Origin of the sequence: Nocardiopsis sp. TSRI0078 (assembly GCF_001905145.1) — a bacterium.
GTDB lineage: Bacteria > Actinomycetota > Actinomycetes > Streptosporangiales > Streptosporangiaceae > Nocardiopsis.
In genome coordinates, this window is record NZ_LWLB01000033.1 from 76,536 (window position 1) to 100,671 (window position 24,136).

At 72.6% G+C, this 24,136-nt stretch carries 17 protein-coding genes; 11 read left to right on the plus strand and 6 right to left on the minus strand.

Features of this window, described 5'->3' with window-relative positions:
• Nucleotides 1-222 precede the first annotated feature (222 nt).
• Both A6A08_RS19590 and A6A08_RS19595 read right to left on the minus strand, forming a co-directional pair.
• Nucleotides 223-1,593 (minus strand): nucleotide sugar dehydrogenase, encoded by a 1,371-nt coding sequence (locus A6A08_RS19590; protein ID WP_073704083.1) that lies wholly within the window; start codon nt 1,591-1,593, stop codon nt 223-225.
• 103 nt (nt 1,594-1,696) lie between these two features.
• Entirely contained in the window at nt 1,697-3,427 is a 1,731-nt protein-coding gene (locus A6A08_RS19595; RefSeq protein WP_242422734.1) for a glycosyltransferase family 4 protein, read from the minus strand.
• A 229-nt stretch (nt 3,428-3,656) separates the two neighbouring features.
• Here A6A08_RS19595 and wecB point away from each other — a divergent pair, with 229 nt between their 5' ends.
• The 3 genes from wecB (at nt 3,657) to A6A08_RS19610 (ending at nt 9,163) form a co-directional block, all read left to right on the plus strand.
• Nucleotides 3,657-4,769, plus strand: a complete 1,113-nt coding sequence (gene wecB / locus A6A08_RS19600; protein WP_073704085.1) for a non-hydrolyzing UDP-N-acetylglucosamine 2-epimerase — start codon at nt 3,657-3,659, stop codon at nt 4,767-4,769.
• A 328-nt stretch (nt 4,770-5,097) separates the two neighbouring features.
• Nucleotides 5,098-6,888, plus strand: a complete 1,791-nt coding sequence (locus tag A6A08_RS19605) for a hypothetical protein (protein ID WP_073704086.1) — start codon at nt 5,098-5,100, stop codon at nt 6,886-6,888.
• A gap of 58 nt (nt 6,889-6,946) precedes the next feature.
• Nucleotides 6,947-9,163: a glycosyltransferase gene (locus A6A08_RS19610; protein WP_242422736.1), complete on the plus strand. Its 2,217-nt coding sequence runs from the start codon at nt 6,947-6,949 to the stop codon at nt 9,161-9,163.
• Between the two features lie 16 nt (nt 9,164-9,179).
• Here the strand turns inward: A6A08_RS19610 and A6A08_RS19615 are convergent, their stop codons facing one another.
• Nucleotides 9,180-10,466 carry a HAMP domain-containing sensor histidine kinase gene (locus A6A08_RS19615; RefSeq protein ID WP_073704087.1) on the minus strand — a complete coding sequence of 429 codons (1,287 nt, stop codon included), beginning with the start codon at nt 10,464-10,466 and terminating at the stop codon, nt 9,180-9,182.
• A 67-nt stretch (nt 10,467-10,533) separates the two neighbouring features.
• Entirely contained in the window at nt 10,534-11,202 is a 669-nt protein-coding gene (locus A6A08_RS19620) for a response regulator transcription factor (RefSeq protein WP_073704088.1), read from the minus strand.
• 646 nt (nt 11,203-11,848) lie between these two features.
• Between A6A08_RS19620 and A6A08_RS19625 the strand changes: the two genes are divergently transcribed.
• The gene (locus A6A08_RS19625; protein ID WP_073704089.1) at nt 11,849-12,442 is read left to right on the plus strand and encodes a hypothetical protein; all 594 of its coding nucleotides are present in this window, start codon (nt 11,849-11,851) and stop codon (nt 12,440-12,442) included.
• 105 nt (nt 12,443-12,547) lie between these two features.
• Here A6A08_RS19625 and A6A08_RS19630 read toward each other — a convergent pair whose 3' ends face one another.
• Nucleotides 12,548-14,686, minus strand: a complete 2,139-nt coding sequence (locus A6A08_RS19630) for a bifunctional UDP-sugar hydrolase/5'-nucleotidase (protein ID WP_073704090.1) — start codon at nt 14,684-14,686, stop codon at nt 12,548-12,550.
• Nucleotides 14,687-15,025: 339 nt separating this feature from the next.
• Here A6A08_RS19630 and A6A08_RS19635 point away from each other — a divergent pair, with 339 nt between their 5' ends.
• Complete coding sequence (locus tag A6A08_RS19635; protein WP_073704091.1) at nt 15,026-15,586, plus strand: hypothetical protein; 561 nt, start codon at nt 15,026-15,028, stop codon at nt 15,584-15,586.
• Between the two features lie 13 nt (nt 15,587-15,599).
• Here the strand turns inward: A6A08_RS19635 and A6A08_RS19640 are convergent, their stop codons facing one another.
• The gene (locus tag A6A08_RS19640) at nt 15,600-16,691 is read right to left on the minus strand and encodes a serine/threonine-protein kinase (RefSeq protein ID WP_073704092.1); all 1,092 of its coding nucleotides are present in this window, start codon (nt 16,689-16,691) and stop codon (nt 15,600-15,602) included.
• Between the two features lie 513 nt (nt 16,692-17,204).
• Here A6A08_RS19640 and A6A08_RS19645 point away from each other — a divergent pair.
• The 6 genes from A6A08_RS19645 to A6A08_RS19670 all read left to right on the plus strand — a co-directional run bounded on the left by A6A08_RS19645 (nt 17,205) and on the right by A6A08_RS19670 (nt 24,094).
• Nucleotides 17,205-17,630 carry an MmcQ/YjbR family DNA-binding protein gene (locus A6A08_RS19645; protein ID WP_073704093.1) on the plus strand — a complete coding sequence of 142 codons (426 nt, stop codon included), beginning with the start codon at nt 17,205-17,207 and terminating at the stop codon, nt 17,628-17,630.
• 18 nt (nt 17,631-17,648) lie between these two features.
• Nucleotides 17,649-19,898, plus strand: coding sequence for an ATP-dependent RecD-like DNA helicase (locus A6A08_RS19650; protein WP_073704094.1), 2,250 nt, complete (start codon nt 17,649-17,651; stop codon nt 19,896-19,898).
• A gap of 53 nt (nt 19,899-19,951) precedes the next feature.
• The gene (locus A6A08_RS19655) at nt 19,952-20,386 is read left to right on the plus strand and encodes a (deoxy)nucleoside triphosphate pyrophosphohydrolase (RefSeq protein WP_073704095.1); all 435 of its coding nucleotides are present in this window, start codon (nt 19,952-19,954) and stop codon (nt 20,384-20,386) included.
• Between the two features lie 110 nt (nt 20,387-20,496).
• Nucleotides 20,497-22,389 (plus strand): translational GTPase TypA, encoded by a 1,893-nt coding sequence (gene typA, locus A6A08_RS19660; RefSeq protein WP_073704096.1) that lies wholly within the window; start codon nt 20,497-20,499, stop codon nt 22,387-22,389.
• Between the two features lie 91 nt (nt 22,390-22,480).
• Complete coding sequence (locus A6A08_RS19665; protein WP_073704385.1) at nt 22,481-23,146, plus strand: DUF6758 family protein; 666 nt, start codon at nt 22,481-22,483, stop codon at nt 23,144-23,146.
• Between the two features lie 72 nt (nt 23,147-23,218).
• Nucleotides 23,219-24,094: a PHP domain-containing protein gene (locus A6A08_RS19670; protein ID WP_073704097.1), complete on the plus strand. Its 876-nt coding sequence runs from the start codon at nt 23,219-23,221 to the stop codon at nt 24,092-24,094.
• Nucleotides 24,095-24,136: the final 42 nt, after the last annotated feature.

The following is a 24,136-nucleotide window of genomic DNA, read 5'->3' on the forward strand; positions in this document are numbered from 1 at the left end:
GCAGTTTGTGGCGACCTATGACGATCATCCACTTCGGAAGAGCCGTAGGGGCCTTCCGACACGGTATTCAGCGGGGAAGACGTGCCGAGGAAAGCCCGGTGGCCGGTCGGAGTGCAGCGGGTGAACCTTCGGTCAGGGAAGGGTGAACACGAAAAGGCACGCCGGTGGACACCGCGGGTGTCCGGATCGGCGTGCCCCTCGTGGCGGGTGGACCCGGTCAGGTCACAGGACCTGCAGCCCCTCGCGCGTGGTGTGCCGGCGTACCTGGGCCGGGATCGCCGGCGAGGTGTCGGCCTCGGGGTCGGGGCGGCGCAGCACGCCCCGCGTGTCCAGGAGCAGCCGCGCGTACTCCTCCAACCGCTTGGGCCGGTACTCGCTGTGGTCGGTGAGCAGGATGGTCAGGTCGGCGTCGGCCAGCGCCTGGTCCAGGTCGGTGGACCGGGGCACGTCCACCCCGTCGACCTCCCACGTCTCCACGTGCGGGTCGTGGTAGGTCAGGGTGGCGCCCTTGGCGGCCAGCTTGCGCGCCACCGGCCGCGCCGGGGACTCGCGCTGGTCGGCGATGTCGGCCTTGTAGGTCACTCCCAGCAGCAGCACCTTGGACCGCGACAGAGCCAGACCCGCGTCGTTGAGCAGCTCCTGGGCCCGCTGGATGACGTAGGACGGCATCCGGCCGTTGATCTCCTGGGCCAGCTCCACGAACCGGAACGGGTACCCCAGGGTCTTGACCTTGTACGACAGGTAGTTCGGGTCGATGGGGATGCAGTGCCCGCCCACGCCCGGACCCGGATAGAAGGCCTGGAAGCCGAACGGCTTGGTGGCGGCCGCCGCGATGGAGTCCCACAGGTCGATGCCCAGCTCCTGGCAGAAGACGGCCATCTCGTTCACCAGCGCGATGTTGACGTGCCGGTAGGTGTTCTCCAGCAGCTTGGCCATCTCGGCCTCGCGGGTGCCGCGCGCCCGCACCACCGTGTTCACGAAGGCCGCGTAGAAGACCGCCGCGGCCTCACCGCACTCGGGGGTGAGCCCGCCGACCACCTTGGGCGTGTTGGCCACGCCGAAGGTCGGGTTGCCGGGATCGATGCGCTCGGGCGAGAACGCCAGGTGGAAGTCGGCGCCCGCGACCAGGCCGGACTTCTCCAGCAGCGGGCGGACCACCTCCTCGGTGGTGCCGGGGTAGGTGGTGGACTCCAGGATGACCAGGGTGCCCGGTTGCAGTTGCGCGGCGATCGCGGTGGCCGCCGAGGTGACCGCGCCCAGGTCCGGGCCGCCCTCGGGTGAGAGCGGCGTGGGGACGCAGATCACGATGGTGCGCGTGGTGGACAGGCACGCGGGGTCGGTGGTCGCGGTGAAACCGCGGTCCAGCATCTGGCGGACGTCCTCAGAGGAGAGGTCGTCCACGTGCGACACCGCGTTGTTGAGCCCGTCGACGACGTTGCTGCTCACATCGAGGCCGGTGACCTTCAGTCCCGCGGACACGGCCTCGGCCGCCAGCGGCAGGCCGACGTAGCCGAGACCGAGGACGACGAGATCGCTGACCGCGCCGGCGGACTGCTCGGAAACAGGTGCTGGGTTGGAGGCTGCGGCATCCACTTCGTGGTCACACTCGCATTCATTTCGTGAACGGGCGTAAATAGCGGGGAGTGCCATTGCTCAGTGCGTCGGACGTCTGAGTGTAGGTAGGCGTTGTCCCCGATTACGGGTTCTGGCCTGGTTCGGTCATTTTCCGAATGAGAACCCGATACGCCTGGTTGTAGCGGTATGCGGCCTCGGTCCAGGTGCGGTCCGCGCCGACGAGGCTGCGACCTGCACGGCCGTAGGAAGCCCGCTTTTCACGACTGTAAGCGAGTTTTGTCAGGACATCGGCTAGGCATGCCGATTCGCCCGCAGGAATTAACTCTCCTGTCACTCCCGGTTCCACGATCTCTCGCAAAGCAGGAAGATCACTGGCAACCACGGGGAGTCCGCCCGCCATGGCCTCCACGGGCTTGAGCGGGGTGACCAGACGGCACACCCTCTCGTCCCGCCGCGGCACGGCGAACACGTCCAGCGCGGCGTGGTGGGCGCGTACCCGGTCGGCGGGGACCCGGCCGGGGAAGTGCGCGGCACCCTCCAGTCCCAGGGAGGCCGCCCGGGCGCGCAGCGCGGGCAGCTCCGGGCCGTCCCCCACCACCAGGGCGTGCGCCGACTCCCCGCGCTCGCGCATCAGGGCCACCGCCTCCAGCAGCACGTCCAGGCCCTCGTAGCCGAAGCAGCTGGTGGTGGTGCCCACCACGAACTCCTCCGCGCCGATCCCCAGCTCCCGGCGCACCCCCTCGCCCGGCGGCAGCGGTTCGAGGAAGGAGGCGTCCACCGCGTTGGGGACCACCAGCAGGCGCTCGCGTGCCACCCCCCGCGCCTCGATGTCGGCGCGCATCGCCTCGCCCAGCGTCACCACCAGGTCGGCGGACAGCATGCACTCGGTCTCGCTCGCGCGCTCGGCCCGGTAGAAGGCGTCGTCCACGCTGCGCGAGGGGTCACGGGACAGCCACGACTCCTCCAGGAAGCCCCGGACCTCGTACACCACCGGCAGGCCGAACCTGCGGCCCAGCTCCAGCGCCAGGCGGGCGTTGTGGTGGTTGCTCGCGGCGTGCAGCACGTGCGGTCGCACCGTCTCCACCAGCGCCGACGCCAACCGCACCCCCGCCTCCAGTTCGCGGGCGGAGTCGGCCGGCGCCGTCCACGGGATCAGCCGGTGGTAGGAGACGCCGTCCAGCCGCACCAGCGTGCGCGGATCGGGCACCCCCTTGGTGAGCGGATACCCCGCTCGCGTGGCCACGTGCACGTCCATCCCGGCCTCGCGCTGGGCGACCGCGATCCGGTGGGTGCGCTGGGTGTATCCGGCGTTGGTGTGCGGCAGCGCGTTGGTCACCAGGTGCAGCACCCGCAGCCCCGACCCGGGTGAGGACGGATCACCGGCCACACGCCAGCGTTCACCGGAGGGAACCTCCGGTCGCCGAGCGTTCACCGTGTCGTCGGGCCGCGTTCGGGCATCGCGGGTTAACGTGATCCCGTGACGGTCAGGCGACGTGGACGGGGACGCGGGAACAGCGCGTCCCGTGGCCAGGGCCGTCCGGTACTCCGCGGCCTCCCGGAGGGCACCCTCCGGGAGTCGTTCGACCAGCTCGCGGGCGGTGTCCGCGTCTCCCGCCGCCAGACAGGCCGCCACCAGGCGGCCCACACGGCGGGGAGGGGCGCCGCTCGCCGCGGCGAGCACCGCCTCGCGGGCGTCGTCGCGTCGGCCCTGGTCCCACAGGGCGTAGGCGCGGGCCCGGCCACCCGCACGGGTGGCCAGGGCGCGGGCCGCACGCCGCGGCGGGCCGGGCGCCAGCCGCAGCGCCAGCAGCGGCAGCCGGGCCGGATCGGACCGCAGGTGTTGCCAGGCCAACGACAGGATGAACGTCACCGCCCGCGGCCAGCGGGTACGGGGACGCGGAACCTGGGATTCGGAAGCTTGGGTGTCATGCACGGTCAGTCACACAACCACGCCGACGTGACCATGTGGTGACACCACGGCGACACGGACGGGACGGCTCGGGCAAAGAACGTCGCCGGACCACACCAGCCTCGCCGGTCACGGCGGGAACATCACCCCAACAGAAGGAAACGTGAGAGTCGTGGCAACGAGCGCCCCCCTGGGGAGCCAGGACACAGGGATCGTGCACGTCGTCGGCGCGCGCCCCAACTTCGTCAAGGCCGCGCCCGTCGTCTCCGCCCTGCGCGGGCGCGGCGCCCACCAGTCGGTCGTGCACACCGGTCAGCACTACGACGACCGCATGTCCGCCGTGTTCTTCCGCGACCTGAACCTACCCACCCCCGACGTCGACCTCGGTGTGGGATCGGGCTCCCACGCCGCCCAGACCGCCGCCCTCATGGTGGGCCTGGAGAAGGAGTTCGTCGCGCGCCGGCCCGGCATGGTGGTCGTCTACGGCGACGTCAACTCCACCGTCGCCGCAGCCCTGGTGGCCGCCAAGCTGCAGATCCCCGTGGCCCACGTCGAGGCGGGCCTGCGCTCCTTCGACGACACCATGCCCGAGGAGATCAACCGCCGGGTCACCGACCAGCTCAGCGATCTGTGCTTCGCCACCAGCCCGGAGGCCGTGGGCCACCTGGCCGCCGAGGGCGTCGCGCCCGACCGCGTCCACCTGGTCGGCAACCCCATGATCGACACCCTGCTGGGCAACCTCGACCGCTTCGACGCCGAGGCCCTGCGCGCCCGCCTCGACCTGCCCGAGCGCTACGTCGCCGCCACCCTGCACCGGCCCGCGAACGTGGACGACCCCGACAACGTCGCCCGCCTCACCGAGCGCCTGCACGAGATCGCCGAGATCGCCGACGTGGTCATGCCCGTGCACCCGCGCGGCAGGGCCGCCTTCGACCGGGTCGGCCTCGGCGACCACCCGCGCGTGCGGCTCCTCGAACCCCTCGGCTACCTCGACTTCGTCGCCCTCACACGCGGCGCCGCCGCCGTGGTCACCGACTCCGGCGGCGTACAGGAGGAGACCACCATCCTCGGGGTCCCCTGCCTGACCCTGCGCCCCAACACCGAACGCCCCGTCACCATCACCCACGGCACCAACCAGCTCGTCACGGAGGCCGACCTCCTCCAGGCCGTCACCAAGGTCCTGCACGGGCAGACACCCGAGCGGATCGGCGACGACACCCCGCCCCTGTGGGACGGGCGCGCCGGGGAGCGCATCGCCTCCGTCCTCACCCAGTGGTCCAGGTGAACCCCGATGACACACGAGAACCGCAACCCCGTACCCGAACCCAGACACGCCCGGGAGGGGACCCGGGAACGCGCCGTTCCCGCCCCGGCCCCGCCGGGCGGCCGCGGCACCGTCCCGATCCCCCCACAGCGGTCCAGGTAACCCACCATGGCAAACGTCCTTCAGCCCTCTCCGCCACGACGCCCGGCCGGACCCGCGACACGCCTCGCCAAGGGCATCCGCACCCGGCCGGGCACGCGCCGGGGGTACCGCCCCGCGACGCCGGCCCCACCACGGCCGACCGACGCAGTGGTTTCGCCGATCCGACCAGAACACAAGGTGGCAGACCGTGAAACGGCGTGAACAGAGCCAGACCGAACAGCTCCGTCAGGCGCTGGCCGAGCGCGAGGCCCAGCTCCAGGAGGCACGCGCGCGGCTGGCGGCCGTGGAGGGCTCCACCTCGCTCCAGGTGGGGCGCGCGCTCACGGCCGCCGCGAAGAAGCCCGGTCGGTCCCTGGTCAAACTCCCACGTGACCTCTACCGCCTCTGGCGGCGCAGCGGAACCACCCGGCACACCGAGCGCCGCCGCGGCGTCGAGCCGGTCCGCTCCTTCGACGCGGACCGCCAGGAGGCCCGCCTCCTCACGGGTGTGCCGGGCGGCGGCGAGAACCTGCTCGTGGCCGCCACCGTAGTCGGCCCCGCCATCGCCGAGGCGATCGACCCGTACGTGCACCCGGTGTCCCTGCGGCCGCACGACGCCCAGATCGTCATGGACGGCGTGGACGTGGACCTGGTCCTGGTCTCCGCCTCGGCCGCAGCACCGGGCTCACCGTGGGCGCACGTGGGCGATCCCGCGGTCGTGGACCGCACCCGCGCCCTGCACTGGGTGCTGGAGTCCGCCGCCGCGAGGGGCATCCCCACCGTCCTGATCGACGACGCCCCCGCCCCGCCCGCCCTGCGCGAACTGGGCTTCGACCGGGTCCACAAGGGGGACGCCGGCGTCCCCCTGCACCTGTTCAACCCGGTGGCCGCCCACCTGACGCCCGGGCCCAAGGCGGTGTTCGTGCGCGGCCACCGCGACGAACCCGTCCCGGAGGTCCTCACCGAACTGGACGCGGGCGTGGTGGACGCCGACTCCTCCGGTCTGGCCGACGCGCTGCGCGCCGCCAACGTCGCCGTCGTCCCCGCGTTCCCGAGCGAGGACACGCGCCTGCGCCGCCGCGCCTGGGCGTGCGGTACCCGCGTGGTCGCCCACGCGGCGGTCCCGGACCCGGCCGACCCCGCCGCGGAGGGGCTGGCGGTCACGGTGCCGCGCCTGCGCGCCGAGGAGCCCACGCCCTCCGAACAGCGGGGCATGCTCCGGCAGGTCTTCCTGCGGGAGGCCACGCCGGTCCGCCTCGCCGAGATCCTGGACGGCCTGGACTTCCCTCCCGGAACCCCGGGGGCGGAACTGCCGCTGCGGGGCCGTTCCGTGGCCGTCCTCGCCGACCCGGCGGGGGAGAGCGACGCCGAACTGCTCGCCGACGACCTGCTGGCCGCGGCCCTGAGGCCCACCGAGGTGATCGTGCCCAGCACGGCCTCGCGCCTGCCCGGGATCCGACGGCTGCGGGCTGAGGGCGTCACCGTGCGCACCGCGCGCTTCAGCACCCCGGACACACCCGAGGAGCTGACCCGGAGCACGCCCGACGTGCGGGTCGGCGGCCTCGGCCCGGAGAGGTGGGCGGTCCTGGCCGAGCGGGCCACCGCGCCCTGGGCGCACCTGTGGACCGCACCGGTGGGACGCAGGCGGCTCGCCGACCTGGTGTGCGCGGTCGAGTGCTCGGACGCCGACGCGGTCGGCGCCGTGGACCTCGGCGCCGGAGAGGAGGGCGGCGACACGGGCGGCCGGCCGCAGGAAGGCGGGGCACGCGGGTTCTTCGACCGCCCGAGCACCGGCGGGCAGCAGTACGTCTTCGTCAGCGCGGTCGTCCCGGAGCTGGCCCGTACCGGACTGCTGCGGCGCGGCTGGGATCCCGCGGAGTGGAACCGCCGCGGCACCCGGCTCCTGGCCCTGGGGCCCGACCACGGTACGGGCACCGACCCCGACGCCGAGGACGCCGTGTACAACACCACGGACGCCCCGACCGGTGCGGTCGGTTGACCACCGACCGCCCCGACCGCCCCGCACGGGCAACGAGAAAGCATCCGAAGGGAAGAACGTGAGTACACCGCCTCCGCGCGCACTCCTGTACGGGGACGTGGACCTCAACATCATCGACGGTTCCGCGATCTGGGCGCAGTCGATGGCGCAGGCCCTGGCCGCCGCCGGATGCGAGGTCACCCTGCTGCTGAAGGCGCCCGTGCGCACCGACCGGCTCACCGAGCCCCTCACCAGGGTGCCCGGGGTCCGGCTGCTGAATCCCCACGAGGACAAGGCGCTGCCGGACCTGGGGCCGCGGGGGCTCACCCCGGAGCAGGCCGTGACCCTGATGACCAGGCACCACGAGCGCAGGGCCTTCGACCTGGTGGTCGTGCGCGGCCGCCGCCTGGCCGGCCTGGCCGCGCAGGAGGAGGCGCTGGCGGGACGCCTGTGGACCTACCTGACCGACTTCCCGCACAGCGTGGGGGAACTGTCGGCGACCGCCACCGCCGAGCTCACCGAGATCGCGCTGGCCTCCCGGTTCCTGCTCTGCCAGACCGAGGAGCTGCGCGCCTTCCTGGAGTCGTCGGTGCCCGCCGCCTGCGGCCGGTCGGTCCTGTTCCCGCCCGTGGTGGTCGTCCCCGAGGACGTGCGCGCGGACGGGGAGGTACACGCGCGGGCCCGCCTGGCCTACACGGGCAAGTTCGCGCCGCGGTGGAACACCCTGGAGATGACCGAGCTGCCCGCCGAGCTGGCGCGGCGCGGGGTGGACTCCGAACTCGTGATGATCGGTGACAAGATCCACGCGGAGCCCGCCGACTGGGCCAAGCGCATGCGCAGGGCCCTGGAGGACACCCCGGACGTGGACTGGCGCGGCGGGATGCCGCGTGCCGAGGCGCTTCGCCAGGCCGCCGAGTGCGGCTTCGGGCTGTCCTGGCGCGACCCGTCCATGGACGCCAGCCTGGAGCTGTCCACCAAGGTGCTGGAACTGGGCGCGCTCGGACTGCCGGTGGTGCTCAACCGCACTCCCATGCACGAGACGATGCTGGGCGCCGACTACCCGCTGTTCGCCGGCGCGGACGTCGCCTCGGTCGCCGAGGTGGTGGCCCGCGCCCACAACGACCGCGCGGTCTACGCGGACGCCGCCGCGCGCTGCCGCGACGCCGCGGCCGACCACACCCTGGAGCGGGCCGCCGAGCGGCTGCGCGGCTACCTCACCGAGGCCCTGCCCCCGGCGCCGGCGGGCGCCGACCCGGACCGGCCGCTCAAGGTGGTCGTGGCGGGGCACGACATGAAGTTCTTCACCCGGCTGGCCGAGTACCTGGACTCGCTGCCCGGGCTGGAGGTGCGCATGGACGAGTGGGAGGGGCTGAGCACCCACGACCAGTACCGGTCCCGCGAGCTGGCGGGCTGGGCGGACGTGGTGATCTGCGAGTGGTGCGGGCCCAACGCCCTGTTCTACGCCAAGTGGAAGCGGCCCGACCAGCGGCTGATCGTGCGGCTGCACCGCTTCGAGCTGTACGCGGAGTGGCCGCGCAAGCTCGACATCGACAAGGTGGACGCCGTGGTGTGCGTGAGCCCCCACTACGCCGACCTGACCCGGGAGCTGACCGGGTGGCCCGCCGACAAGGTGGTCGTGGTGCCCAACTGGGTGGACGACGAGCAGTTGGACCGGCCCAAGCTCTCCGGTGTGGAGTACTCGATGGGCATGGTCGGGATCGCCCCGTCGCGCAAGCGCCTGGACCGGGGACTGGACGTGCTGGCGGAGCTGCGGCGCATGGACCCGCGGTACACGCTGGCGGTGAAGACCAAGCAGCCGTGGGAGTACTGGTGGATCTGGAACCGCCCGGAGGAGCGCGCCTACTTCGAGCGCGTGTACCGGAGGATCCAGCGTGACGACCTCCTCGCCTCCGGGGTGGTGTTCGACCCCTTCGGGCCGGACGTGGCCACCTGGCTGCGGCGGGTGGGGTTCATGCTCTCCACCAGCGACGACGAGTCGTTCCACCTGGCTCCGGCGGAGTGCGCCGCCTCGGGCGGCGTGCCCGCGCTGCTGCCGTGGCCGGGCGCGGACACCATCTACGACCCGCACTGGATCCACGACGACGCGGTGGCGATGGCCGAGTCCATCCACGCGACCGTGAGCGAGGGGCGCTTCGCCGCCGAGGCGGAACGGGCGCGCGGGGAGGTCACCAAGGCCTACGGCCTGGGCCGGGTGCGTTCGCTGTGGAGCGACCTGGTGGTGCGGGGCAAGGCTCCCGACCAGGCGCAGCAGTCCACCGCCGGGGCGGGCGCCTGAGTCCCGTCCCGGGAGTTCAGACCGGGCCGGTCATCTTCGACAGGCCGCCCGCCCCGGCGGGCAGGAACAGCGCGAAGGTGGTCGGCCTGGTCTGCACCAGCTCGATCCGCGCGCCCTCGGACTCGGCGATGTGCCGGGCCAGTGCCAGCCCCAGGCCGGTGCCGCCGGTACCGCTGACCTCGCGTTCGAAGATCCGGCCCGCCAGGTGCTCGGGAACCCCCTCGCCCTCGTCGCTCACCTCGATGCGCACGGACTGGTCGGTGTCGAGGCGGCGGATGGTCACCGTGCCCGCGCCGTGTTTGTAGGCGTTCTCCACCAGGGTCGCGATGATCTGCGCCAGGTCGCTGGGGACGGTCATGGCCGTCAGCCCCGACACCCCGGTGACCAGCAGCCTGCGCTGCTCGGCGTGGAAGACCGGCTGCCACTCGGCCTGGATGTGGTTGAGGACGGGGTCGACCTCCACCGCCTCCACCTCGGGGTTCTGGCTCTTGCGGGCCCGCCCCAGCAGGCTCTCCACGGTCTCCACCAGGCGCTCGGTCTGGGCCAGGGCGGCCTCGCCCTCCTCGCGGACCACGTCGGGGTTGCCGGACTCGGCGATGATCTCCTCCAGGCGCATCATCAGCGCGGTCAGCGGTGTGCGCAGCTGGTGCGAGGCGTCGGTGGCGAAGTGGCGCTCGGTGGCGATCAGCCCGGCGATGCGCTCGGCGCTGCGGTCCAGGACCTCCGCCACCCGGTCGGCCTCCGGGATCCCGTAGCGGTGGCCCCACGGCGTGGTCACCCCCGATCCCAGCCGCTCGGCGGTGACCGCCAGGTCGATCAGGGGCAGTGTGAGCCTGCGGGCCTGGAACATCGACAGCCCCACGGCGACGCCGATGGCCAGCAGGGACAGGGAGGCGATCCCCAGCCAGGCGCGGACCACGCTCTGCTGCACGCCCTCGGCGTTCATCCACACCTCGACGAGTGTGCCCCGGCCGGTGGTCGCCGTGGCCTTCAGCATGCTCGGGGAGTCGGGGGCCTCGGGGTCGAGGGCGGGGTCGCCCGCGGTCACCGCGGTGGACGCGTCGGCCGGGGTGATCCGGATGAAGCGGTTCGGGTGGTCCCGGTCGAACTCCGCCAGGTTGAGCTCACCGTGGGCCTCCAGCATGGTGTCGCTCTCGGCACCGATCAACTCCGCCTCGCCCTGGAGCTGGCGGGTGCTCTCGTCGTACACCAGCTTGTACGTGAGCGCGCCCAGGGGCAGCCCGAGCAGCATGACGGCGATGACGGTCACCACCAGGGTGGAGAAAACCATCCGCCTGCGCATGTCACCTCATGTCCGTCCGACCCGGAGGCGGCCGACCGGCGCGGGGCGCCTCGGACCCGGGGCCGTGTCAGTCTCGTTCGAACCGGAAGCCCACACCCCGAACGGTCGTGATGTACGACGGCTGGTTGGCGTCATCGCCCAGCTTGCGGCGCAGCCAGGAGATGTGCATGTCCAGGGTCTTGGTGGAACCCCACCAGTTGGTGTCCCAGACCTCGCGCATGATCTGCTCGCGGGTGACCACCTTGCCCGCGTCGCGGACGAGCACGCGCAGCAGGTCGAACTCCTTGGTGGTGAGCTGCAGCTCGCGTTCGCCCAGCCAGGCGCGGCGGGAGTCGTTGTCGATGCGCACGCCGTGCACGACGGGCACCTCGGCGCCGCCCCGGCGCAGCAGGGCGCGGACACGGGCCAGCAGCTCGGCCAGCCGGAAGGGCTTGGTGACGTAGTCGTCGGCACCCGCGTCGAGGCCGACGACGGTGTCGACCTCGTCGGCGCGCGCGGTCAGGATGAGGATCGGCGTTCCGTGACCCTCGGTCCGGAGCCGACGCGCCACCTCGAGTCCATCCATTTCGGGCAGCCCGAGATCCAGGACCATGAGGTCGATGTCTCCCGCACGGGCACGGTCGAGTGTCTCAATGCCGTTGACGGTCACGTCCACCGTGTAGCCCTCGCGTCGGAGTGCGCGCGCGAGAGGCTCGGAGATCGAGACATCGTCTTCGGCCAGCAAAACGCAGGTCATGGTGCCGATCGTAGGTCCGGGGTCGTGCATTTCCCTATTATGCGCGCCGGATGTGCCAAGGTTGGCCGAAAATACGCTAATCACATATCGGGCAAATCGTCCAATTGGCCACCTTGTACCCTTTCTTTGTACTTGCATGGTGAAACTGGGAAGCCTGTGGTGCGTGTGCTCCAGATGCCGTACCGCTCGGGTCCATGTCTCCCCCGCATGGCCATCGTGTTCGGGAAAGTGGCAGGATTCGTAACAAACAGGCAATAAAGCGGCGTGGAACAGGCGCCGAAACGCGAGGGGCGCCCGTGGCCCGCCGGCGGGCCACCGCCGACGCGCACCGCCTGGTCCGGCACCCCAGACAGCGAGGAGACCGTACGTGAACTCCCACGAAGCGCCCGGGCACGGCGACGGATTCGGGCCGCCACCCCAGCGGCCTCCGCAGGGCCCGCCCCCGGGGTCGCGGGGAGGCCATCCCGGCCAGGGGCGGCGGGGCCCGCTCCCCCAGGGCCCGCCTCCGCCGGGCCCGTCGGCTCCCCAGGGGCCCCAGGGGCCTCCTCCGGGATCTCCGGGGCCGCCCCAGGGGTTCCAGGGGCCTCCGGACCCGCAGGGACCCTTCGGTCCCCCGCCCCGGCCGGGCCGCTACGGCACCGGTCTGGTGGCCGTCCTCGCCGTGATCGCGGTACTGGCGGGGGCCTCCTTCCTCGGCGGCGGAATCGCCCTCGGCGGGATGCTGACCGACCGTGTCGCGGCGGGCGGCGACCCCGGGCCGTCGGAGGAGCCCGGCGTGGCGCCGTCGGAGTCGGCGCCGCCGACCGGGTCCCCGTCCCCCACCGAGGAACCCCCCGTCCCGTCCGACGGGCCCACGGGGGAGCCGGAGCCGACCGGGGCTCCGACCTCGGAGGAGCTCATGTCCTCCGGGGAACTGGTCGACGGGCTGCGCGACGACTTCGGTATCGACGCACGCCAGGACATCACCGACGAGGTCTGCACCCCGTCCGAGGGGGAGGAGTACACCGCCTTCCAGTGCACCTCCTCGATGGACACCAACCTGGTGCGGGTGGCCGCCTTCGCGAGCGACGGGATCGCCATGTTCACCGCGATGGCCATGCAGGAGAGCGAGGAGACCACCGCGGAGGACGTCCAGGACGCCTGCCACTTCGTGCTGGTGTGGTTCGAGCACAACGGCCTGGACCAGGGCGAGCGCGACGACATGGCCGAGGCCGCGCGGGAGATCGCGGGCTGCCTCTGACGAGGCCGGAGCCGGTCCCCCCGCACCGGACGGCCGCCGGACACGGAGGCGGGCCCGCCCCGGGGTCGACACCCGGGGCGGGCCCGCCTCCTCGGCCGCGCGGCTTCAGGAGTCCAGTTCCGCGGCCCCTCCCTCGGAGGCAGCCCTGCGCCTGCGGCCCAGGTAGAGCGCGGTACCGCCCGCGCCGACGGCCACCGCGGCGGCGGCGACCAGCCCGAACAGCGCGCCACCGGTCGTCGGCAGGGAGCCGCCGGCGTCCCCGCCGGGCCTACCGGGCTTGCCGGAGCCGTCTCCCGGATCGGTCGGGTCCGCGGTCGGCGGGTCCGTCGGGCCCGGGGTCGGCGGGTCGGCCGGGTCCGCGGGGTCGCCGCTCGGCGGGTCGGTGGGCTTCCCGCCGCCGTCGCCGTCCGGCACGGTGGCCTGCTCGCCCACCACGATGCGGCCGGAACCGCCCTCGGGGTAGGCGGCCTCGGTGACCTCCCCCTCCAGCGTCCCGGTGAGCAGGTCCTCCAGGGCGCCCTGGTAGGTCGCGCCCACCACGGTGAAGTCCGCGCCGCGGAACGGGTACATGTCGCCGCCCCGGGCGGAGAAGTCGTTGGTCACGATCGTGATCGGGTCGCCCTCCACGACCTCGCCGTCCTCGACGAGCACCGTGCCGTCGTGCAGGACCACGTTGCGGACCCGCTCGCCGGGGGTGAGGACACGGCCCCCCTCGTCGACCACCTGCGCGGTGCGCTCGGGGTCGTAGGCGAAGTTGACCCCGGCGACCTGCATGAACGCGCCGCTGGCCGCGGGCGCGGCGGCCACGCCCTGCTCCAGCAGCTCCTTGACCTGCGAGCGCGGGATGTCCGGGACCACCGCCACCTGGTTGGCGAACGGGGCGATCGAGTAGGTGTCCAGCGAGGTCAGCGGCCCCGCCGGGATCACCGAGGAGTTGCGGATGCCGCCGCCGTTCTGGATGCCGATCCGCGGTGCGGGGACCCCGTACTCGTCGGCGTTGCGGACACCGGTGTCCAGCAGTGCGTCCGCCACCAGGTCGCCCAGGTTGGTCTCCTGGGTGCGCACGCCTGGGTCCCGGACGCCGTTCAGGTCGACCTCGCTCAGGGCCACCTCGGCCTCGGCCAGCCCGGCCACGTACTCGGAGACCGGCCCGGTCACCTGCGCAGCCACCTCGGGGTGGGGTTCGACCGCGTCCTCCTCGACGCCGGAGACCCGGACCGGACCGGAGCGGTCGGAGACCGACACCTCGTCGCCGTCGAAGTTCAGGACCAGGCGGCCCACGTACTTGTAGTTCGACCCGGCGGTGACGATCGGCACCCCGACGCCCTCCGGGTTGGTGGCCATCAGGGGGTAGGCCAGCGGTTCGCCGGTCTCCGGATGCGCGGTGACCTCGTCACCGGGCACCAGGGCGTCGTCCGGGTCGGCCATCACCTCGTGGCCGCCGCCCGCGACGATGGCGTCGACGCCGGTCAGCTCCTGGGCGACCCTCTCCTCGTAGGCGATGTTCTGCAGGTGCGAGATCAGGATGACCTTGTCCACGCCCGCCTCGGTCAGCCGGTCGACCTCGTCCTGGACCGGCTGGACGACGTCGTCCACCACCACGTCGCGCGGGCTGGTGATGGTGGCCAGCGGCGGGTACAGCGCGCCGACGACGCCGACCTCGTGCCCGGAGGCCTCCACCACGGTGCTGGGCGCGATCCGGCCCTTCCCCTCCAGCGCGGCCAGGCGGGGCTCGGCGGACACGTCCACGTTGGCGGCGACCACCGTGGTGTCCCCGTCCAGCTGTTCGAGGAAGTCCGCGTACACGTCCGGGCCGAAGTCGAACTCGTGGTTGCCCATGGAGATCGCGTCGTACTCCGCGTGGTCGGCGGCGACGGCGTCGTAGAAGGGCGCGCCGTCCTCGCGGGAGGCGGCCAACTCCGGGCCCGGAAGGTACATGTCGCCGGAGTTGACGGTCACGACACCGCGCTCGGCGGCCTCGTCGACCCCCGCGCCGATACCGCTGCTCTCGTCGTCGCGCAGCCGGTCGAGCAGCGCGGTGAAGCGGTCGGCGCCGCCGAAGCCGTTCTGCTCGGGGGCGGGCAGCAGCTGGGACTCGGGGTCGTTGGCGTGCAGGATCGTCAGGGTGAAGTCGGCGCCGTCCGCGGGGTTCGCGGGGACGGACGCGCTCGCTGTGGGTGCGAACGGGACCACCAGGGCACTCGTCAGCACCAGTGCGGCCGAGGCGCGCACGAGTCTGGACATCTTTCCGGGGCTCCTTCGGAGGATGAACGTCGTCGGGGGACGAACGGAGGTTCCGCCGGGGCGGGCGGGGGTCGGAGTGGTTCACCCTAGAGGCGGACGGACAAGGGTTCACGTGCCTCGGGGTTACGATTTGCAGAATCTGAGGCACCAATACGGCTTTCTGGCCCGTCCGTATCGCGCTGAGCGGCTCGGCGGCCCCTCGGCCGCTCCGGGTGGGGCGCACGCGGGGCCCGCCGCCCGCCGTGACGGGAGGGTTTCCCGTCCGGTTTCCGCGTCCCCCGCTCCGCGCCCTCTACGATGGAGGGGACAAGCCGGTTCGACACCCCTCGGAGGACGTCCGTGTTTTCCTCTGGCCAGGACCCGTACGACCCCGACGGGACACGGGACGGAGACGGCGTACCGCCGCGGGGGATGCCCGACTTCGGTGCCCACTTCGACGCGCTGCGCCCCGACGCGCCCCTACCCAGGAAGGTGGCGCTCGTCCGCGTCCTGATGTTCGTGGGCGGCGCCTGCGGGCTCGCGCTGTCGGCCCTCTTCCTCATGGGGCTGAGCGTGCCCTCCGAGACCATGGCCGAGGCCATGCGGCAGCAGGCCGACGCCGCCTCCGGGCAAAGCGCCGAGTTCTTCGCCGACGTCGGTGCGGTGCGCGCCATGATGGTCGCCATGGCGGCGATCACCGGTGTGTACGGGGCGCTGTCCACGCTCCTGGCCGCCAGGATCCGCCACCGCACGGTCGGCGTGTTCTGGGGCGTCGTGCTCTTCCAGTCCGCCGCGGGCGCGCTCCTGCTGTGGAACCTGTACGCCGGGGACCTCCTCGCGGTCGTCCCGCTGGGCTTCGCCGCCACGATGGTGGCCCACATGTTCTCCCGCGAGGCCCGCGCCCACTACGGGCTGCTCTGAGCGGCGGCCGTCCTCAGTCCCTCCCGGGGCCGAGCGCGCGGCCCAACAGCCCGCGCCCCTCGCGCGGGGGCAGCGGCGGGCGCACCGCGACCTCCGTCCACCGGCGCTCCAGCAGCCCCCGCACGGCCGCCGCGCCCGACGCCGCCGCGGAGCCGCCGGCCTCCGCCGCGCGCACCCCGCCCTCCGGGCCCTCCAGGGCCAGGGCGGCGCGCAGCAGTTCCGCGGTGTCGGGCCGGTCACCGGGCTCCTTGGCCATCGCGGCCACCACCAGCCGCTCCAGGCCGGGCGGCAGGTGGTCCAGGTCCGGTTCCTCGAACATCACGCGCCGGGCCATCTCCTTGACCCCGGCCCGCCCGAACGGGTCGTGCGCGGCGGCGGCGAAGGCCACCGTGGCCCCCCACAGGAACACGTCGGCCCTCTGCGTCGTGGGCTCGCGCCGGTACTGCTCGGGGCTGATCCACCCCGGCGTGCCCAGCTTGTCGACCTGTTCGGCGACCCGCGCGTCGGGCAGCGACTCCGGCGACGGCAGCCTGAGGTCGCGGTAGGCCCGGCGCATCCTGCGCAGCCGGATCCACTTGGTGGGGTCGGGATCCTCCACCGGGTGCGCGATGCCGAAGTCCAGCAGCTTGGGACCCCCGCCGGAGAGCACCACGTTGCCGGGCTTGAGGTCGCGGTGGACCACCCCGGCGGCGTGGATGGCCCGCAGCGCCTCCGCGATGCCCACGGCCAGCCCCAGCAGCATCCCCCCGCGCAGGCGGCCGTGCCGTTCCACGTGGCGGCGCAGAGTGGGGCCCGGCACGTACTCGGTGATCATCCACGGCGGGTCCGCCTCCACGTCGGCGCGCACGAAGCGCGCCACCGAGGGGCTGTTCACCCGGGACAGCAGGCGGGCCTCGTGCGCGAACCGCTCCCGGAAGCGCCGGTCGGCCGCCTGCTCGGCGTGGACGACCTTGACCGCCAGGTAGCCGTGTACGCCGGGGGAGTCGGCGGCGTAGACCGTGCCCATACCGCCGGAGCCGACCCGTCCCCGCACCCGGTGCCCGCCGACCTCACGGGGGTCGCCCGGCTCCAGGGGGTCGAGTCTGCGTACGCCGCGCGCCTTCATGGGGGCTCCCGTTTCGCTGGTGACACAGGGAACGCTGCTGCGCCGGATCCTATCCGCCTCCGGCACGGTGGCCGGAGGGCACGCATGGTCGCGGATCCCCGCGCGGCGGGAGGTTGCGCCGCAAGGGCGTCCGCCAGTAGGTGCCGGCTTTGGACGGGCCGGAAACGTTGCTGATGTGGAGCGAGGGTCCTGACCTGCGTTGATCTTGTACCTATAGCGAGTGTGGGCGCCCAAACCCGCTATAGGTACAAGATCAACGGCGAACGGGGGCGCTGCCACCGCACGGAGGGTCCTGATCCCGAATCGAAGCCGGGGCCGGTGCCGTGCACGGGCGGAGCGGCGGGACGCCCGACTCCCTCGTGCGGGCCCGGGAGGTCGCCCCGCGGATCGCCGCCCCGGCGGACGGCCCGCACCGAGCGCCCCGCGGGCGGGGCCCTCCACAGGGGCGGGGCGGGCACTCCCGAACGTCGGCGGTCTCTGGCACTGTCGGAGGCGGAGGAAGGGAGCCCCGCCATGACCCCCGAACAGTTCATCGACGCCGCCCTGTGGTTTCCCGAGGCCGGGGAGAGCGAGCCCTTCGGCCCGGGCGCCCTGGTATACAAGGTGGCCGGACAGAAGATGTTCGCCCTGCTCACCGGGGGAGGCGACGGGAGCGGCCCGGCCACGGCCAACCTCAAGTGCGATCCCGACCTGGCCCTGGAGCTGCGGGACCAGTTCCCCGCCGTCACGCCCGGATACCACATGAACAAGAAGCACTGGAACTCCGTGCTCCTGGACGGCACGGTGCCCGAGGACGAGGTCCTGGAGATGCTCAGGCACTCCTACGTCCTGGTGGCCCGGAGCCTGCGCCGGGCCGACCGCGACCGCGTGCTCGCGGTCCTGGGCGAGGACGCGCCGCGGATCGACGGGGCGGCCGCGGAGGCGCCGGAACGTACGTGACCCGGAGAGGACGACCGCGTGCCCGACAAGACCGCCCCACCAGCCGTTGTCCAGGGCGTCCTGGAGCGGATCACCTACGCCAACGAGGAGACCGGGTACACCGTCGCCCGCGTCGACACCGGTCGCGGCGGCGACCTGCTCACCGTGGTCGGCTCCCTCCTGGGCGTCCAGCCCGGTGAGGCTCTGCGCATGCGCGGCCGCTGGGGCTCCCACCCCCAGTACGGCCGCCAGTTCCACGTGGACGACTACACGACCGTCCTGCCCGCCACGGTCCAGGGCATCCGCCGCTACCTCGGCTCCGGGCTGATCAAGGGCATCGGCCCGAAGATGGCCGAGCGGATCGTCGGCCACTTCGGCACCGACGCCCTGGAGGTCATCGAGGAGCACCCCGAACGGCTCATCGAGGTCCCTGGCCTGGGCCCCAAGCGCACCAGGCTCATCGCGGACGCCTGGGAGGAGCAGAAGGCCATCAAGGAGGTGATGGTCTTCCTCCAGGGGGTCGAGGTCACCACCTCCCTGGCCGTGCGCATCTACAAGAAGTACGGCGACGCCTCCATCGACATCGTGCAGAAGGAGCCCTACCGCCTGGCCACCGACGTGTGGGGGATCGGCTTCAAGACCGCCGACACCATCGCCCAGGCGGTCGGCATCCCGCACGACAGCCCGCAGCGGGTGATGGCCGGGATCCAGTTCACCCTCTCGGAGTCCACCGGGGACGGGCACTGCTACCTGCCCGAGGAGAAGCTCATCTCCGCGGCCGTGAAGATCCTCCAGGTGGAGGCCGGGCTGGTGATCGAGTGCGTCGCCGAGCTCGTGGCCACCGAGGGCGTGGTCCGGGAGACCGTCCCCGGGCCCGGGGACGAGCCCGTGCGCGCGGTCTACCTGGTGCCCATGCACCGCGCCGAGGTCGGCCTCACCTCCGGGCTGCGCACCCTGCTCTCCCACCCGGAGGACCGCATGCCCGCGTTCGCCGGGGTGGACTGGGACGTGGCCCTGGACTGGCTGCGCTCCCGCACCCGCGCCGAGCTCGCCGACGCCCAGCGCGAGGCCGTGCGCCTGGCGCTCTCCGAGAAGGTGTGCGTGCTCACCGGCGGCCCCGGCTGCGGCAAGTCCTTCACCGTCGCCTCCGTCGTCACCCTGGCCACGGCCAAGCACGCCAAGGTCATCATGGCCGCGCCCACCGGACGCGCCGCCAAGCGCCTCACCGAGATGACCGGGATCGAGGCCTCCACCGTGCACCGGCTCCTCGAACTCCGGCCGGGCGGCGAGGCCGCCTACGACCGCGACAACCCGCTCGACTGCGACCTGCTGGTGGTGGACGAGGCCTCCATGCTGGACGTGCTCCTGGCCAACAAGCTGGTCAAGGCGGTCCCGCCCGGAGCACACCTCCTGTTCGTCGGGGACGTGGACCAGCTGCCCTCCGTCGGCGCGGGCCAGGTGCTGCGCGACCTGCTCGACGAGGACTCGCCCGTTCCGAGCGTGCGCCTGACCCACGTCTTCCGCCAGGCCCAGCACTCCGGCGTGGTCACCAACGCCCACCGGATCAACGGCGGCGAACCGCCGCATTTCCAGGGCATGGCCGACTTCTTCCTCTTCCCCTGCGAGGAGTCCGAGGACGCCGCGGAGATGACCGTGGACGTGGTCGCCCGCCGCATCCCGCGCCGGTTCGGCCTCGACCCGCGCCGGGACGTGCAGGTCCTCACCCCCATGAAGGGCGGCCCGGCCGGGGCCGCCAACCTCAACACGGCGCTCCAGGCCGCCGTGACCCCCTCGGGCGAGCACATCCCGGAACGCCGCTTCGGCGGCCGCGTCTTCCGCGTCGGCGACAAGGTCACCCAGATCCGCAACAACTACGAGAAGGGCGCGAACGGGGTGTTCAACGGAACCCTCGGCGTGGTCGCGGGCATCGACTCCGTCGCCCAGGAGATCCTGGTGCGCACCGACGAGGACGAGGAGATCGCCTACGACTTCGCCGAACTCGACGAGCTCGCCCACGCCTACGCCATCACCGTGCACCGGTCCCAGGGCAGCGAGTACCCCGCCGTGGTCGTCCCCGTCACCACCAGCGCCTGGATGATGCTCCAGCGCAACCTGCTGTACACCGCCGTCACCAGGGCGAAGAAGCTGGTCGTCCTCGTCGGCTCCCGGCGCGCCCTGGCCCAGGCGGTCCGCAACGCCTCCTCCGGGCGCAGGCACACGGCCCTGGCGCACCGGCTGCGGTCCGCCCGCCGGACGCCGCAGGAGGCCGCCGGCCCGGGCGCCCCCTGACCGCTCCGCCGCCGGGTCCGGGAACGTCGTAGGGCGTCGCTACGCTGGGCACCGTGGAGCAACAGACCCTGATCGTGGTGGGCGCCGTCGTCATCCGCGACGGCCGCGTCCTGGCAGCCCAGCGCGCCGAGCCCGAGGCCCTGCGCGGTCGGTGGGAGTTCCCCGGCGGCAAGGTCGACCCGGGGGAGACCCCGGCCCAGGCCGTGGTCCGCGAGTGCCGTGAGGAACTCGGCGCCGACGTCCGCCCCCTGCACCAGCTCGGAGAGGACGCGCCCTTCCCCGCGCCCGGCCGGGGCCACACGCGCCCCGCCGTGCTGCGGCTGTGGCGCGTGGAGCTGCTCTCCGGCGAGCCCGAGGCACTGGAGCACCTCTCCCTGCGCTGGCTCGCCGCCGCCGGCCTGCGCGCCCTGGACTGGCTCCCCGCCGACGTGCCCTTCCTCGACCTCGTCGAACCCCTGCTCGCGCCGGGTGCGGCCGCCCGGCTCTGAGAGGTCGTGGCCTGCACGTTTCCCCAAGGGGCCGCTATCACCCCATAAACTGGTAACGGGCCGTGGCAATCTGCGGTCTCTTCCCAGCATCAGGAGATCGAGACTTTCCCATGTCCAGCGCTACGCCCGTCGAGGGCTCCGCACGCCGCAGCGACCTCCGCAACGTCGCGATCGTGGCCCATGTGGACCACGGCAAGACGACCCTCGTTGACGCCATGCTCTGGCAGTCCGGAGTGTTCCGGGAGAACCAGGACGTCGACGACCGTGTGATGGACTCCAACGACCTGGAGCGCGAGAAGGGCATCACCATTCTCGCCAAGAACACGGCGGTCCACTACACCACGCCCGAGGGCGAGGACGTGGTCATCAACATCATCGACACCCCCGGCCACGCCGACTTCGGCGGCGAGGTCGAGCGCGGCCTGTCGATGGTCGACGGCGTCGTGCTGCTCGTGGACGCCAGCGAGGGCCCCCTCCCGCAGACCCGCTTCGTGCTCCGCAAGGCACTCCAGGCCAAGCTGCCCGTCATCCTCGTCATCAACAAGGTCGACCGGCCCGACAGCCGCATCGCCGAGGTCGTGGACGACACCTACGAGCTGTTCATGGACCTGGACGCGGACGAGTCGCAGATCGAGTTCCCGATCGTCTACGCCTGCGCGCGCGACGGAAAGGCCTCCCTGGAGCGCCCCGCCAACGGCGCCGTGCCCGAGAACGACAACCTCGTGCCCCTGTTCAGCACCATCCTGGACACCATCCCGGCTCCCGAGTACGTCCCCGGCGCACCTCTCCAGGCCCACGTCACCAACCTGGACGCCTCCCCGTTCCTGGGCCGCCTGGCGCTGTGCCGCATCCAGCAGGGCGAGCTGCGCAAGGGCCAGCAGGTCGCGTGGATCCGCACCGACGGCAGCGTCCAGCAGGTCAAGCTCACCGAGCTGCTCATGACCGACGGCCTGGAGCGCAAGCCCGCCGAGAAGGCCGGCCCCGGTGACATCGTCGCCATCGCCGGTATCGAGGACATCATGATCGGCGAGACCCTCGCCGACCTGGAGAACCCGGTTCCGCTGCCGCTGATCCGGGTGGACGAGCCCGCGATCTCCATGACCATCGGCACCAACACCTCGCCGCTGGTCGGCAAGGTCAAGGGCGCCAAGGTCACCGCCCGCCTGGTCAAGGACCGCCTGGACAAGGAGCTCGTCGGCAACGTCTCCCTGCGCGTGCTGCCCACCGAGCGCCCCGACACCTGGGAGGTGCAGGGCCGCGGCGAGCTGGCGCTGGCCATCCTGGTCGAGCAGATGCGCCGCGAGGGCTACGAGCTGACCGTCGGCAAGCCGCAGGTGGTCACCAGGGTCGTCGACGGCAAGGTCCACGAGCCCGTCGAGCGCCTCACCGTGGACGCCCCCGAGGAGTACATGGGTGCCATCACCCAGCTGCTCAGCGTCCGCAAGGGCCGTATGGAGAACATGGTCAACCACGGCACCGGCTGGGTGCGCATGGACTGGCTGGTGCCCTCCCGCGGCCTCATCGGTTTCCGCACCGAGTTCCTCACCGAGACCCGGGGCTCGGGTATCGCCCACCACGTCTTCGAGAAGTTCGAGCCGTGGTTCGGCGAGCTGCGCACCCGCCCCAACGGCTCCCTGGTGGCCGACCGCGCCGGCGTCGCCGTCGCGTTCGCGATGTTCAACCTGCAGGAGCGCGGCACGCTCTTCGTCGAGCCGGGCACCGAGGTCTACGAGGGCATGATCGTGGGCGAGAACTCGCGCTCCGACGACATGGACGTCAACATCACCAAGGAGAAGAAGCTCACCAACATGCGCTCCTCCACCGGTGACGAGCTGGTGCGCCTGGTGCCGCCGCGCAGGCTCTCCCTGGAGCAGGCCCTGGAGTTCTGCCGTGAGGACGAGTGCGTGGAGGTCACCCCCGAGCACGTGCGCATCCGCAAGGTCGTCCTCGACCAGAAGGAGCGCGGCCGGATGACGGCCAACAAGAAGCGCCAGCAGCGGTAGCGCCTCCGCGCCCGGACGCGGGCGGGCCGCACAGGCGGTCCGCCCGCGTCGCGTTTTCCCGGCGGACGCGTCGGGTAGACCCGTGATCAGCATGAAGTCCGAGCCCACGTGTCCCCGCTGCGGGCGCGCGGTCCAGCCTCCGGGGCTGTGGACCAGCGCCTGGCAGTGCGACGCCCACGGACCGGTGGCGCCCCTGCACCCGGTGCGGGCCCCCGGGACCGCGGCCCTGGAGGCACTCCTGCCCCAGGCGCACGTCCCCGTCTGGATTCCCTGGCCGCTGCCCACCAGCTGGGTGGTCACCGGCTTCGCCGAGTGCGGGGACGAGCGCAGCGGCACCCTCGCCACCGCCGTGGCCCTGTCCGGCCCCGATCCGCTCGGCGGCGTCGGCGAGGCCGTCATCGTCGCCGAGGACCCCGGTGTGGGACTGGGCGCACGCCTCGCCGGGCTGGAGGGACCCGACCCCGGCGACGGCTTCGACACCTCCGCGGCCGACGCCAAGGTGCGCTTCGACGGCCACGAGATCGCGCTGTGGAACCTGGACGTGGGTCGCGACCGGGCCGTCTACACGGGAGAGGCGCTCGCCCACTGGCTGTGGCTGGTGTTCGCCTCCGCGGACACCGGCATGCTCATGTGCGAGATCAACGCGCTGCGCGACCTGCGCGACATCAGGAACGGGGGGATCGCGCTGGAACCGCCCTTCGGCGCGCCCAGCCCCTTCCTGACCCAGAGCCTGGCACCCCGGGACGAAACGGACTGAGCCCGGCCGCGCGGCCCAGCCCGGTCCCACCCGTGCGGGGCGCGGAGACCGGGACTTACGTACAATCGCCCGGTGACACGTATCGACCTGCACTCACACAGCTCGGTCTCCGACGGAACCGACACCCCCGCCGAAGTCGTCGAGTACGCGGTCGCCGCGGGTCTCGACGTGCTCGCCCTCACCGACCACGACACGGTCGGCGGCGTCGAGGAGGCCGCCAAGCACCTGCCCCCCGGGTTCACCCTCGTCCCGGGGATGGAGCTTTCCTGCGCCTACGCCGGGTCCAGCGTGCACCTGGTGTCCTACCTGTTCGACCCCGAGGACTCGGGCCTGGCCGAGGAGCTGCGCCGTGTCCGCTCCGACCGGGCCTCCCGCGCCGAGGAGATGGTCCGCAAGCTTCGCGACCTGGGGGTGGACCTCACCTGGGAGCGGGTGCTGGAGATCGCCGGCGCGGGCCGCGACGAGTACGCCGACGCCAACACGATCGGCCGCCCGCACCTGGCCCGCGCGATCGTGGAGGCGGGCGCGGCCAGGGACGTGCAGGACGCCTTCGACCGGTGGATCGGCTCGGGAGGTCCGGCCTACGCCTCGCGGTACGCGATCGACCCGGTCCGCGCGGTGGAGCTGGTGCGGGCGGCGGGCGGTGTGTGCTCGCTGGCCCACCCGGCGCGGGCGGAGGGCGCCCTCAACGGCGCGGTCCCCCTCGAACTGGTGGAGCGCATGGCCGCCGCGGGCCTGGGCGGGATCGAGGCCGACCACCCCTCGCACAAGCGGACCCAGGCCGCGTACTGGCGCGGAGTGGCCGGGGACCTGGGCGTGGTGGTCACCGGTTCCAGCGACGACCACGGGAGCCTGTCCGGCCACAGGCTGGGGTGCAGGACCACCGACCCGGAGGCCTTCGAACGGCTCATCGCGCCCGCGACGGGGGTACCACTTCTGCGGGGGTGAACCGTGTGTCGGCGCCCCGAAGTCCGGTACGGTACCGACCAC